10 protein-coding genes are annotated in these 13090 nt (G+C 63.1%); 4 read left to right on the forward strand and 6 right to left on the reverse strand.

Features of this window, described 5'->3' with window-relative positions; translation table 11 throughout:
- Nucleotides 1–142 precede the first annotated feature (142 nt).
- A complete protein-coding gene (gene purL / locus B552_RS0107875) occupies nt 143–4189 on the forward strand; it encodes a phosphoribosylformylglycinamidine synthase (RefSeq protein ID WP_026035439.1) in 4047 nt (1348 codons plus the stop codon).
- An 86-nt stretch (nt 4190–4275) separates the two neighbouring features.
- On the opposite strand, the gene B552_RS0107880 is transcribed toward purL, so the two are convergent.
- From B552_RS0107880 to B552_RS0107905, 6 genes are all read right to left on the reverse strand, one after another.
- Nucleotides 4276–4623, reverse strand: a complete 348-nt coding sequence (locus tag B552_RS0107880; protein ID WP_019448456.1) for a hypothetical protein — start codon at nt 4621–4623, stop codon at nt 4276–4278.
- 198 nt (nt 4624–4821) lie between these two features.
- The gene (locus B552_RS0107885) at nt 4822–5616 is read right to left on the reverse strand and encodes a peptidylprolyl isomerase (protein WP_019448457.1); all 795 of its coding nucleotides are present in this window, start codon (nt 5614–5616) and stop codon (nt 4822–4824) included.
- A 4-nt stretch (nt 5617–5620) separates the two neighbouring features.
- Nucleotides 5621–5935 carry a BolA family transcriptional regulator gene (locus tag B552_RS0107890; protein WP_019448458.1) on the reverse strand — a complete coding sequence of 105 codons (315 nt, stop codon included), beginning with the start codon at nt 5933–5935 and terminating at the stop codon, nt 5621–5623.
- 49 nt (nt 5936–5984) lie between these two features.
- Entirely contained in the window at nt 5985–6524 is a 540-nt protein-coding gene (locus tag B552_RS0107895) for a septation protein A (protein WP_019448459.1), read from the reverse strand.
- A 93-nt stretch (nt 6525–6617) separates the two neighbouring features.
- Nucleotides 6618–7025, reverse strand: a complete 408-nt coding sequence (gene msrB / locus B552_RS0107900) for a peptide-methionine (R)-S-oxide reductase MsrB (RefSeq protein WP_019448460.1) — start codon at nt 7023–7025, stop codon at nt 6618–6620.
- Between the two features lie 34 nt (nt 7026–7059).
- On the reverse strand, nt 7060–8610 hold the full coding sequence (locus B552_RS0107905; protein WP_019448461.1) for a protein adenylyltransferase SelO: 1551 nt from the start codon (nt 8608–8610) through the stop codon (nt 7060–7062).
- Between the two features lie 404 nt (nt 8611–9014).
- Between B552_RS0107905 and B552_RS0107910 the strand changes: the two genes are divergently transcribed.
- The 3 genes from B552_RS0107910 (at nt 9015) to B552_RS0107925 (ending at nt 13088) form a co-directional block, all read left to right on the forward strand.
- Nucleotides 9015–10640, forward strand: coding sequence for a 3-(methylthio)propionyl-CoA ligase (locus tag B552_RS0107910; RefSeq protein ID WP_019448462.1), 1626 nt, complete (start codon nt 9015–9017; stop codon nt 10638–10640).
- 148 nt (nt 10641–10788) lie between these two features.
- Nucleotides 10789–12036, forward strand: coding sequence for a branched-chain amino acid ABC transporter substrate-binding protein (locus B552_RS0107920; protein ID WP_019448463.1), 1248 nt, complete (start codon nt 10789–10791; stop codon nt 12034–12036).
- 104 nt (nt 12037–12140) lie between these two features.
- The gene (locus tag B552_RS0107925) at nt 12141–13088 is read left to right on the forward strand and encodes a branched-chain amino acid ABC transporter permease (RefSeq protein ID WP_019448464.1); all 948 of its coding nucleotides are present in this window, start codon (nt 12141–12143) and stop codon (nt 13086–13088) included.
- Nucleotides 13089–13090 lie beyond the last annotated feature (2 nt).

Genomic DNA, 13090 nt, shown 5'->3' on the forward strand with positions numbered 1-13090 from the left:
ATGTCTGTCGGAGCCGCATTGCGCAATGCAAAAAGCGGTCGCCGACAAGGTACAATAGCGGCTTTCCGCCAGCCGGCATTCCATTCAGCAGTGTCGGCGGCCGCCTGCCCCGACCCTCCTACGCCTCCCGACCGTAACGATCATGGCGCATTTCTCGTGCTTCCCCGGCGCTTTGGCGCTTTCCGCCTTCCGCCAACAGCGTCTGCTTGCCGCTCTTCAACAAATCGACGCCGATATTGAATCGGTGCACGGCCAGTTCGTGCATTTTGTCGATTCGAACACGCCGCTGTCGGCCGAGGACCAGACCCGCATTGCTGCGCTGCTGACCTACGGTGCGCCGTTCGCGGCCCAGACCGAGGGCGACCGCTTCGTGGTGATTCCGCGCTTCGGCACCATTTCGCCGTGGGCCAGCAAGGCTACCGACATCGCCCACAATTGCGGCCTGACCCACGTGCACCGCATCGAGCGTGGCATCGAGATCACCGTGATCTGCAAGAAGGGCCTGCTGCGCGGCCGCAAGTCGCTGGATGCCGGCACCCGTGCCGCCGTGGCGGCGCACCTGTTCGACCGCATGACCGAAACGGTGATCGGCACGCGCGAAGAGGCTGCCGGGCTGTTCCAGGAACTGCCGGCCAAGCCGCTGCTGTTCATCGATATCTCGGCGGGCCGCAGCGCGCTGGTGGACGCCAATACGGCGATGGGCCTGGCGCTGTCCGAGGACGAGATCGATTACCTGCTGGAAGCGTATGGCAAGCTCGGCCGTAACCCGACCGACGTCGAACTGATGATGTTCGCCCAGGCCAACAGCGAGCACTGCCGCCACAAGATCTTCAACGCCACGTGGACGATCGATGGCGTGGCGCAGGACAAGTCGCTGTTCGCGATGATCCGCAATACGCACCAGCTGAACCCGCAGGGTTCGATCGTCGCGTACTCGGACAACTCGGCCGTCATGGAAGGTGATGTGGCCGAGCGCTGGTTCCCGCGTGGCGCTGATGAGAAATACGGCCGCCACGAGGCGCTGACCCACACGCTGATGAAGGTGGAGACGCACAACCACCCGACCGCGATCTCGCCGTTCGCGGGTGCCTCGACGGGCGCCGGCGGTGAAATCCGCGACGAAGGCGCAACCGGCCGCGGCGCCAAGCCGAAGGCAGGCCTGACCGGCTTCACGGTGTCAAACCTGATGCTGCCCGACGCGATCGAAGCGTGGGAAAACGCGCGTGACGCGGCCCAGCCGGTGGACCATCGCAATCCGGATGACAAGCCCGGCGTGACCGGCAAGCCCGACCGCATTGCGTCGCCGCTGCAGATCATGATCGACGGCCCGCTCGGCGGCGCTGCGTTCAACAACGAATTCGGCCGTGCCAACCTGGGCGGCTACTTCCGCGTCTACGAGCAGAACGTGGGCGGTACCGTGCGCGGCTATCACAAGCCGATCATGATCGCCGGCGGCATCGGCAACATCGACGGCTCGCACACGCACAAGGACCCGCTGCCGGCTGGCACGCTGCTGATCCAGCTTGGTGGCCCGGGCATGCGTATCGGCATGGGCGGCGGTGCGGCCAGCTCGATGGCGACCGGCACGAACACCGCCGATCTCGATTTCGATTCGGTGCAACGTGGCAACCCCGAAATGGAGCGCCGCGCGCAGGAAGTCATCAACGCCTGCTGGCAGCTTGGCGACGATAACCCAATCCTGTCGATTCACGACGTTGGCGCGGGCGGTATTTCGAATGCGTTCCCGGAACTCGTCGATGGCGCCGACCGTGGCGCGCGTTTCGACCTGCGCCAGGTGCACCTGGAAGAGTCGGGCCTGTCGCCCGCCGAGATCTGGTGCAATGAGTCGCAGGAGCGCTATGTACTGGCAATCGCGCCGAACGAACTGCCGCGCTTCCAGGCGATGTGCGAGCGCGAGCGTTCGCCGTTTGCCGTGGTGGGTATCGCCACGGAAGAGAAGCAACTCCAGCTCGTCGACGCCGATGTGGATGCCGCGCTGAAGGAACACCATGCGGTGAACATGCCGATGGACGTGCTGCTGGGCAAGCCGCCGCGCATGCATCGCGATGTAAAGCGCGTGGAGCAGGATCTGCCGGCCGTCGATGTGACCGGCATCGCGCTGGAGCAGGTCGTACGCGATGTGCTGCGTCACCCGACCGTCGCGAACAAGTCGTTCCTGATCTCGATCGGCGACCGTACCGTGGGCGGCATGAATGCGCGCGACCAGATGGTTGGCCCGTGGCAGGTGCCGGTGGCCGACGTGGCCGTGACCACGCTCGACTACAAGGGCGTGGCAGGTGAGGCGATGACGATGGGCGAGCGCACCCCGCTGGCCGTAATCGATGCGCCTGCATCGGGCCGCATGGCAATCGGCGAGGCTCTGACCAATCTGGCCGCCGCGCCGGTCAAGGATCTGGGCAAGGTCAAGCTGTCGGCCAACTGGATGGCGGCCTGCGGCGTGGCCGGCGAAGACGCCAAGCTCTATGACACCGTGCATGCCGTTGGCATGGAACTGTGCCCGGCGCTTGGTATCAGCATCCCGGTCGGCAAGGATTCGCTGTCGATGCGCACCAAGTGGTCCGACGCGGATGGCGACAAGGAAGTCGTGGCGCCGGTGTCGCTGATCATCTCGGCCTTTGCTGCTGTCGATGACGTGAACCAGACGCTGACGCCCCAGCTGCGCACGGACCTTGGTGAAAGTGTGCTGATCGCAGTCGACCTGGGTCGTGCGAAGAACCGCATGGGCGGCAGCATCCTCGCGCAAGTGACCCAGCAGGTGGGCGACAGCGCGCCTGACGTCGATAGCGCCGAGGACCTCAAGAACTTCTTCAACGTGATCCAGCGCCTGAACCGTGACGGCAAGCTGCTGGCCTACCACGACCGTTCGGACGGCGGCTTCATGGCCACCGTGGCGGAAATGGCGTTTGCGGGCCACTGCGGCGTCTCGCTGAACGTGGATATGCTCGCGCTTGATCCGAACCAGGAGCAGGACTACGGCGACGCCAAGAACTGGGCGCAGCAGATTGCGGAACGCCGCAATGACCAGACGCTGCGCGCACTGTTCTCGGAAGAACTCGGTGCGGTGATCCAGGTACGCCTGGACGAGCGCGACGCCGTGTTTGGCGTGCTGCGTGAGGCGGGCCTGTCGGCATGCAGCCACGTGATCGGCAAGCCGAACGCGAATGACCAGATCGAGGTCTATCGCGATGCCAAGAAGGTGTTCGGCGCGGCTCGCTCGGATCTGCAACGTACCTGGAGCGAAGTCAGCTGGCGCATCGCGCGTCTGCGCGACAACCCGGCGTGTGCCGATAGCGAATACGACCGCGTGCTGGACGCTCAGGACCCGGGTATCAGCCCGGTGCTGACGTTCGATCCGGCCGAGGACATCGCCGCGCCGTTCGTCGTCACGGGCAAGCGTCCGCGTGTGGCGATCCTGCGCGAGCAAGGCGTGAACTCGCAGATCGAAATGGCCTACAGCATGGATCTGGCTGGCTTCGATACGCACGACGTCCACATGAGCGACCTGATCGCCGGCCGCGCCAACCTGGCCGACTTCAAGGGTTTCGTCGCGTGCGGTGGCTTCAGCTATGGCGACGTGCTGGGCGCCGGTGAAGGCTGGGCCAAGACGATCCTGTTCAACGGCCAGATGGCCGAGCAGTTCGCGGCGTTCTTCAATCGCCAGGACACGTTCGCGCTGGGCGTGTGCAACGGTTGCCAGATGATGAGCAACCTGGCCCCGATCATTCCGGGTGCCGGTGCCTGGCCGAAGTTCACGCGCAACCAGTCGGAACAGTACGAAGCGCGCTTCGTGACCGTTGAGGTGCAGCAGTCGCCGTCGATCTTCTTCGCCGGCATGGAAGGCAGCCGCATCCCGATCGTCGTCGCCCACGGCGAAGGCTTTGCGGACTTCTCGCAGCAAGGCGATATCGCCAAGACCAACGTGGCGCTGCGCTTCGTCGACAACCATGGCGCGGCAACGCAGACGTATCCGCTGAATCCGAACGGTTCGCCGCAAGGCATTACGTCGGTGACCACCGTTGATGGCCGCTTCACCGTGCTGATGCCGCACCCGGAGCGCGTGTTCCGCACCGCGACGATGAGCTGGGCGCCGGACGCGTGGAAGCAGATCGCCGATGGCGGCAGCCCGTGGATGCGCATGTTCCGCAATGCACGCAAGTGGGTGGGCTGATACGGCTCACTTCAAAAAGAAAGGCGCCCGTTTTGGGCGCTTTTTTATTGACGACTGGTGTTGACGATTGCGAACGGCCAGACGTCTCAGGCCACGACCGGATTGGTAGCTGTGGCCGATGGCTCCGCTGCAGGTTCGGCAGGCTCGGCGGGCTGGGCCGTCTGCAGGCGAGCACTCCATGGCAGGTAGCGCGAATAGAGCAGGCGCATGCGATCCGACCCAGGCGGCACGGCGATTTCGCCGCGGATCTCCATGTAGGCGATGGTTGCCTGAAGCAGCTTGGATTGCGCGTAACGGTCACGCACGGGGAGGTGAGGATGCAAACTGCGCCACCGCCCGCCAGTGCATTCGATATTGGGCATCCCCAGCGCGCAATACACGACGCCGCTGGAGAAAAGATGCCACATGTGCCAGTAACCGCTGGTCACACCCATTGTCTAGATACCCTTTGAATCCTGAGTCTTGGTTGCGCGAGGGCGCAACGCATTGGTTCAGATATTACTGAGGGCAGCGGCGTGTGGGAACCGGCAGATCGTATCAAGATGTGCCAGCGCGCCTATCCACGCACACCAGATAAAAAAACCGGCGCACAGGCGCCGGTTTTTTGTTGCAGACAGCGGACTACCAGCAAATTACTGGATCTTTGCCTTGTCCTTGAGCGACTTCATCATCGCCTGGAACTGCTCACGCTGCCAGCCCTGGTCGCCCATCAGCATTTGCTGAAGCTGAGGCTTCACTTCCTCGAACGACGGGATCTTGGCGTCGCGCGTGTCAACCAGTTCGATGATGTGCCAGCCGAATTGGGTCTTGACCGGCGTATCGGTCATCTGGCCCTTTTTCAGGTTGACCATCGCGGCCGAGAACTCGGGCACATAGCTGCTGCTGTTGGCCCAATCGAGGTCGCCGCCATTGGCTGCGGAGCCGGTGTCCTTCGACGAAGCCTTGGCCACGTCCTCGAACTTGGCGCCGGCCTTGATCTTGGCGATCAGAGCCTTGGCGTCGGCTTCCTTCTCCACGAGGATATGGCGGACGTGGTATTCCTTGCCGTTGCCAAACTGGGTCTTGATCTTGTCGTACTGCTTGCGCAGTTCTTCATCGCTGGCACCGTGGGTCCGGACGTAGTCCTCGAACACCGCGCCGGCCAGCACGTTCAGACGTGCCTGTTCCAGTTGCTCCTGCACGTCGTCGCGCTGGATGATGCCACGCTTGTTGGCTTCCTGCAGCAGCAGTTCGCGGTCGATCAGCATGTTGCGTGCACGATCGCGCAGCTCGGGCGTTTCCGGTTGCCCGGTGCCGGCGATCAGCTTGTCCACCTTGGCCGAAGGAATCGGCTTGCCATTCACAACGGCGGCATTCTGGGCGATTGCGGGCAGGCTGCCAGCAGCAAGCACAGCCGCCAGGCTGAACGAGAGGACGGAGGTCTTCATGGGGTCAGGTCTGAGAGTTGCGAGTAGCGTCGCGTGATGCTTCGCGTGATTGATATTCTTGGTCGGTGTAGGCGCTGACAGCCAGCGCATGGATTTGCGAGGGGAACAGATCGCGCAGCGCATCATACACCATGCGGTGCCGCGCCACGCGAGAATGGCCTCCAAACCGCTCACTGACGATCAGGACGTTGTAGTGGCCCCCTCCGGAAGCCGCGCCGGCATGCCCGGCGTGAGCCGCGCTGTCGTCCTGAACGGCCAGGCGGGTGGGGGCGAGCGCTGCGTGCAGCAGCGCCTCGATGGTGGCGGGATCGGCTGCCATCCGGGTTCCTTCGAAAACGTTGAACTGGGTCCGCCTGTGCGGGGCCTGCTTACTCGGACGGGGTTTCCTGGATATGGCGCGAAAGCCAGATGCTCTGCACCACGATGAACACGATCATCAGGCCCATGCTGCCGAACAGCTTGAAATTGACCCAGGTGTCGGTTGAGAACTGGTACGCAACGTACAGGTTCAGCACGCCCATTGCAGCGAAGAAGCAGGCCCACGCGGCATTGAGGCGGCCCCACATCGGCTCGGGCAGTGTGACCTGCTTTTCCATCATCGCGCGGATCAGGTTCTTGCGCCATCCGATGACCGACCCGATCAGCGTGACCGCGAACAGCCAGTACAGCACCGTCGGCTTCCATTTGATGAAGGTCTCGTTGTGCAGCAGGATCGTGGCGCCGCCGAAAACGCCGATGATCAGCAGGCTGATCCACTGCATCGGCTCGACCTTGCCGTGCCGGAAGCGCACCCACGCAATCTGGAACACCGTGGCGCCGATGGCAACGGCCGTTGCGGGGTAGATGCCGAACAGCTTGAAGGCGATGAAAAACAGGATGACCGGAAACAGGTCGAAAAGAAATTTCATGCGGACGAGGTCAGGTTGGCGGGCCGGCGTATCGGGCTGGCCCGCAGGCGATCCGCGTGGCGGATCGGTCTTGCGCCCGGTGTGCGGGTGTCGTCACCCGCGGTCTGCCGGATCGCGATCGTCGAATTTTAACGCAGCCGAGTTGATGCAATACCGCAGACCCGTCGGCGCGGGGCCATCCTCAAAGACATGGCCGAGGTGGCTGCCGCATTCCTTGCAGCGGACTTCCACGCGCGTCATGCCGTGGGTATGGTCCACGTGCTCCGAGATCACTTCGCCATTGATCGGCCGGAAGTAGCTTGGCCAGCCACAGCCGGCATCGAACTTGGTGGCCGATTCGAACAGCGGCGTACCGCATCCCACGCAGTGATAGATGCCCTGGTCCCAATGGTCCCAGTACTGACCAGTGAACGGGCGCTCGGTGGCGGCCTCGCGGGTCACGCGGTACTCGATATCGGACAACTGGTCACGCCATTCGGCTTCGGTCTTGGTGGTGGTCATGGTCATTCTTCCTTGGCAGGGGCAGTTCCCTCAATTACGACGAGCAGCTTACTTCCAGGCCCGATGCCCAGTCGGGTGGCAGCGCCGCATAGTGTTCCGCTTCGGGCTGCTCGTCGAAAGGCTTCGACAGCACGGCCAGCAGCCGGTCCACTTCAGAAAAATCTTTCTCGCGAGCAGCGCGGATGGCGGTTTCCGCCAGGTGGTTGCGCAATACGTACTTCGGATTCACGGCCAGCATGGCCGCGGCGCGCGCCGCATCATCGGACTGCTCGGCTTGCAGCCGGGCACGGTACTCCGCCGCCCAGGCATCCCAGGCCGCGCGATCCAGGAACAGGTCGCGCACTGGCGCGTCTTGCGAGGCATCGTGCGACGAGATGCGGCCAAGACTGCGCCAGAAGATCGTGTAATCCACGCGATTGGCGTGAAGCACGCGGAACAGGTTGGTCATCAGCGCTTCGTCCTGGTCGTGCTCGCTGCGCAGCCCGAGCTTGGCGCGATAGTGGCGGAAGAACGCTGCGGCGTAGCGGTCGCGGAACGGATCCAGTGCCTCGCGCGCGGCAGCCACGGCAGCTTCCTTCTCCGCCTCTGGATCGGTGGCTTCCGCATCGCGCCACAACGGTAGCAGCGCCTGTGCCAGGCAATGCAGGTTCCAGAATGCAATCTGCGGTTGCTGGCTGTAGGCGTAGCGGCCCTGCTGGTCAGAGTGGTTGCAGATGTGATTTCCGTCGAACGCATCCAGAAAGCCGAATGGACCGTAGTCGATGGTCAGCCCCAGGATCGACATGTTGTCCGTGTTCATGACCCCGTGGCAGAAACCGATGGCCTGCCAGTGAGCCACCAGGTCCGCGGTCAGCAAGGACACCTCGCGCAACAGCGCCTGGTACGGATTGGCCGCGTCGCGGCACGCCGGGTAGAAGTTGTCGATGACGAAGTCGGCCAGTGCGCGCAGGGACGCATGGTCTTCGCGCGCGGCGAAATGCTCGAAATGTCCGAACCGGATGAAGCTCGGCGCCAGGCGCGTGACCACCGCTGAAGTTTCGATCGATTCACGGCGCACGGGTGCATCGGAACCAATGATCGACATCGCCCGGGTGGTCGGCACGCCGAGCGAGTACATGGCTTCGGAGCACAGGTACTCGCGGATCGATGAACGCAAGACCGCGCGGCCGTCGGCCATGCGCGAATAGGGGGTCAGGCCGGCACCCTTGAGCTGGATTTCCCATGGGCCGTCCGGCATGCGTGCCTCCGCCAGCCGGATGGCGCGGCCATCGCCAAGCTGCCCGGCCCAAACGCCGAACTGATGGCCCGAGTACACGGTGGCCAGCGGATCTGCCCAGTCCGGCACGGCATTGCCGATGAAGGTGTCGATGAATGCGGGGTCCTTTGCTGCATCGCGCAGGCCCGCTTCGGTCCAGCCCAGCAGGGCCGCGGCGGCTGGTGCCACGCTGACAACGTAGGGCGATGGCAGTGGCGTCGGGGCGAGTCGCGTAAAGAAGCGCTCGCCGAGCGCGGCAATGCCAGGGCTCGTGCCGAAGGGTACGTCAAAGGGGGTTCGCGTCAGGGCGTCAGTGGCTGCGTTGGGCATCGGGGCGGCTGTCGGGTTGCTGGGCTATGCCTCTGTCAGACAGGTCTGAGATGGGTCTGCCGCATGCCCTGTTCAAGTGCGCATGCATCGAATGCATGGTGATAGGGGAAAACGACATATTGAGGCGCATCAGGGCTCGCAGTATTGTACTTGCACCGGTTTTCCCCTGTCGGCCAAGGGTCTCCGTGGCTTCGCAGCCCACATGAATAGCGAAGCAAATAACGGACATCAATCCCATGCATGACAGGGCTCGCGTGTAGCGATAGACAAGGCACTGCACGCATTCAATCACATGTAAAACGTCACCGAGTTTTTTGTTTTTGCAGGGCAAGGGAACAATCGGCCAAAAATAAGCACGGTTGTTCGTTTTTCGCGCAGACCATTACAAGACTGGAGACCGCTTCATGGCATTGATGGGTCAAATGATGAGCGCGCCGCTGCTCATTTCCTCCATCATCAGGCACGCTGCACGCTATTACGGCAGCACCGAAATCGTCTCGCGACGAACCGAAGGCGACCTCCATCGCTATACCTACCGAGACTGCGAACTGCGTGCGCGCAAGGTGGCGCAGGCGCTCGAGGCGCTGCGCGTGCAGCAGGGTGAGCGCGTTGGCACGCTGGCCTGGAACGGGTACCGTCACCTGGAGATCTACTACGGCGTGTCCGGCATGGGCGCCGTGTGCCATACGATCAATCCGCGCCTGTTCCCGGAACAGATTGCCTACATCGTCAACCACGCGGATGACCGCTACGTATTCTTCGACAGCACGTTCCTGCCGCTGGTGGAAGGCGTGGCGCCGCATTGCCCCAATGTGAAGGGCTGGGTGCTGATGACCGACCGGGCCCATATGCCGGCGGAATCGAAAGTCGATCTGATCTGCTACGAGGATCTGCTCGACGCGCAGAACGGCAATTACGACTGGCCGCAGTTCGACGAAAACCTGGCATCGAGTCTTTGCTATACGTCCGGTACCACCGGAAACCCGAAGGGCGCGCTTTATTCGCATCGCTCGACGGTGCTGCACTCGTATGCTTCCGCGCTGCCCGATGCGCTCGGCTGCTCGGCGCGTGACGTGATCCTGCCGGTCGTGCCGATGTTCCACGTCAACGCCTGGGGCCTCCCGTACTCGGTGCCGCTGGTCGGCGCCAAGCTGGTGCTCCCCGGACCGAAGCTTGATGGGGCATCGCTCTTCGAGTTGTTCGAGCAGGAGGAGGTGACGTTCTCCGCCGGCGTGCCGACCGTCTGGCTGGGCCTGCTGCAGTACGTGCAGTCGAACAAGCTCAAGTTCTCGACATTCCGCAAGACGGTGATCGGCGGCTCGGCCGCGCCTCCGGCGATGATCCGCGCGCTCGAGGCGCTGGACGTGGAGGTGATCCACGCATGGGGCATGACAGAGATGTCGCCGCTGGGCACGTCCTGCAGGCTGCTGGCGAGCCACAAGGACCTGTCCGAGGACGAGCGGCACAAGATCCTGGAAAAGCAGGGACGCGTGATCTTTGGCGTCGACATGAAGATAGTCGATGGCGAAGGCCAGGAGCTGCCGTGGGATGGCAAGGCCTTTGGCGATTTGCTGGTGCGCGGGCCGTGGGTTATCGACCACTACTTCCGAAATGACAACAGCCCGCTCGTGGATGGCTGGTTCCCCACCGGGGACGTGGCCACGATCGACAAGGAAGGCTACATGCAGATCACGGACCGCAGCAAGGACGTGATCAAGTCCGGCGGCGAGTGGATTTCGTCGATCGACATCGAGAACGTGGCAGCCGCCCATCCGGCCGTGCACATGGCCGCATGCATCTCCGCCTATCACCCGAAATGGGACGAACGCCCGCTGCTGGTTGTCGTCAAGCGGCCCAACATGGACGTCACGCGCGAGGAACTGCTTGGGTTCTTCGAGGGCAAGGTCGCCAAGTGGTGGATTCCCGATGACGTCGCGTTCGTCAGCGAGATACCGCTGACCGCCACCGGCAAGATGCAGAAACTCAAGCTGCGCGAGCAGTTCAAGGACTACAAGCTGCCAACAGCCTGAGGCCCGGCGCCCGGGAAGCTGTTCACTGACAACGCAGCAGCAGGCATTTGCGCGGATTCATCGAGGGGGATCCGCGCATCGGCGGCCGGCCACGCAAGGGGGCGCGGCCACCGCAAATCGCCAACGACAACAAGTGAAGGAGACAGGTATGACCAAGTTGCGTCCGCTGGTAACCGGTGTGGCAGCTGTTCTGGCACTGGGTTCCGCGCTGGCATCGGGCATGGCAGCAGCCGAAACGGTGAAGATCGCATTTATCGATCCGCTTTCGGGCCTGATGGCCCCGGTGGGGCAGAACCAGCTCAAGAGCTGGCAGTACGTGGCCGACGTGGCCAACCAGAAGGGCTGGGCCGGCGCGAACAAGTTCGAAGTGGTGGGGTTTGACAACAAGCTTTCACCGCAGGAGAGCCTGACCATTCTCAAGCAGGCCGTCGACCAGAATATCCGCTATATCGTCCAGGGCAACGGCTCGTCAGTGGGGATGGCGCTGGAGGATGCCGTGGCCAAGCACAACGAGCGCAACCCGGGCAAGGAGATCATCTACCTGAACTACGCGGCGGTCGACCCGGACATGACGAACAGCAAGTGCAACTACTGGCACTATCGGCTGGACGCCAACTCCGACATGAAGATGGAGGCACTGACCACGTATCTGGCCAAGGACCCGAACGTCAAGAAGGTCTACCTGATCAACCAGAACTACTCGTTCGGCCACCAGGTGGCCCGCGCGGCCAAGGAATACCTGAAGCGCAAGCGTCCTGACATCCAGATCGTCGGCGAAGACCTGCATCCGCTGGCACAGGTGAAGGATTTCGCGCCGTACGCGGCCAAGATCAAGGCTTCCGGCGCCGATACGGTGATCACGGGCAACTGGGGCAGCGATCTTGCGCTGCTGATCAAGGCGGGCAAGGACGCCGGGCTGCCGGTCAACTACTACACGTACTACGCGGCCACCACGGGCGTGCCGACGGCCATGGGCGCGGCCGGCGCCGAGCATGTCAAGTACGTGGGCTACTACAACCCGAACAACCCTGGCTTCAAGGGCGGCGATATCGTTGAAGGCTTCAAAAAGAAGTACAACGACGATTTCTATGTGATGGCGGCCTACTCGGGCATCGCCTTTCTCGCGAAGGCTATCAAGGACACCGGCTCCACGGACCCGGTCAAGGTTGCCAAGGCGATGGAAGGCATGAAGGTCGACAGCATGAACGGCACGGTGGAGATGCGCAATTCCGACCACCAGGCCCAGCAGTCGCTGGTGGTGGCCACCTGGACCAAGGTCAACGGCAAGGACATCAAGTTCGACCAGGAGAACACTGGCTACGGCTGGAAGACCAACGCGCAGCTTGACCAGTTCGTGGCCGCGCAGCCGACGTCGTGCCAGATGAAGCGACCCTGAAGCGGGAAGAAAAACAGAGAAGGGCAGGCCAGGGTTCCCGTTTGCGCGGGAACCCCGGACAATGCGAGTTTTGTCGGGTCAGGCTTCGGTACTGAGGACTTGCCGTGGAATTTTTTGTCATCTCGCTGTTGAACGGCGTCAGCTATGGCCTGCTGCTGTTCATGCTGTCGTCGGGGCTGACGCTGATCTTCAGCATGATGGGCGTGCTGAACTTCGCGCATGCCAGCTTCTACATGCTCGGCGCGTACTTCGCGTACACCATCGCCAGCAAGATCGGTTTCTGGCCGGCACTGATCTTCGCCCCCTTGCTGGTGGCTGGGGCCGGTGCCCTTGTGGAGCGGTTCGGCCTGCGTACCGTGCACAAGTATGGCCACGTCGCCGAATTGCTGTTCACGTTTGGCCTGGCCTACCTGATCGAGGAAGGCGTCAAGCTGGTCTGGGGCCTGGCCGCCGTGCCGTACCGGATTCCGGCGGAACTCGACGGGCCACTCTTCACGGTCTTCACCTCCTCCTTCCCCAAATATCGGGCCTTCATGATGCTCGTGTCGCTGGGCATGCTGGTGGCGATCTACCTTGTGCTGACCCGCACGCGCATCGGCCTGGTGATCCAGGCTGCGCTGACGCATCCGGAGATGGTGGAAGCGCTTGGTCACAACGTGCCGCGCGTTTTCATGATGGTGTTTGGCGGTGGCGCGGCGCTGGCGGGGCTGGCGGGCGTGATCGGCGGGAATGCATTCGTGACGGAGCCGTCGATGGCCGCGGCGGTCGGCTCCATCGTGTTCGTCGTGGCGGTGGTCGGCGGCATGGGCTCGCTGGTCGGCGCGTTCATTGCGTCGCTGCTGATCGGCGTGCTGCAGACGTTCGCGGTGACGATCGATGCGTCACTGGCTGGTCTCCTTGGCGGCTTTGGCATGACGGTCACCGACGCCACGCCGCTCAGTTCGTTGTGGAAGCTCACCGTCGCGCAGGTTGCGCCAGTTATGCCATACCTGCTGCTGGTGGTGATGCTGATCTTCCGCCCGCGCGGGCTGATGGGTACCCGGGAGAGCTGAGC

This window comes from Cupriavidus sp. BIS7, assembly GCF_000292345.1.
GTDB lineage: Bacteria > Pseudomonadota > Gammaproteobacteria > Burkholderiales > Burkholderiaceae > Cupriavidus.

Excerpts from the sequence above, each read along its gene's own strand:
- purL (WP_026035439.1), top strand. The coding sequence starts at position 143 with ATGGCGCATTTCTCGTGCTTCCCCGGCGCTTTGGCGCTTTCCGCCTTC.
- B552_RS0107880 (WP_019448456.1), bottom strand. The coding sequence starts at position 4,623 with ATGGGTGTGACCAGCGGTTACTGGCACATGTGGCATCTTTTCTCCAGC.
- B552_RS0107885 (WP_019448457.1), bottom strand. The coding sequence starts at position 5,616 with ATGAAGACCTCCGTCCTCTCGTTCAGCCTGGCGGCTGTGCTTGCTGCT.
- B552_RS0107890 (WP_019448458.1), bottom strand. The coding sequence starts at position 5,935 with ATGGCAGCCGATCCCGCCACCATCGAGGCGCTGCTGCACGCAGCGCTC.
- B552_RS0107895 (WP_019448459.1), bottom strand. The coding sequence starts at position 6,524 with ATGAAATTTCTTTTCGACCTGTTTCCGGTCATCCTGTTTTTCATCGCC.
- msrB (WP_019448460.1), bottom strand. The coding sequence starts at position 7,025 with ATGACCACCACCAAGACCGAAGCCGAATGGCGTGACCAGTTGTCCGAT.
- B552_RS0107905 (WP_019448461.1), bottom strand. The coding sequence starts at position 8,610 with ATGCCCAACGCAGCCACTGACGCCCTGACGCGAACCCCCTTTGACGTA.
- B552_RS0107910 (WP_019448462.1), top strand. The coding sequence starts at position 9,015 with ATGGCATTGATGGGTCAAATGATGAGCGCGCCGCTGCTCATTTCCTCC.
- B552_RS0107920 (WP_019448463.1), top strand. The coding sequence starts at position 10,789 with ATGACCAAGTTGCGTCCGCTGGTAACCGGTGTGGCAGCTGTTCTGGCA.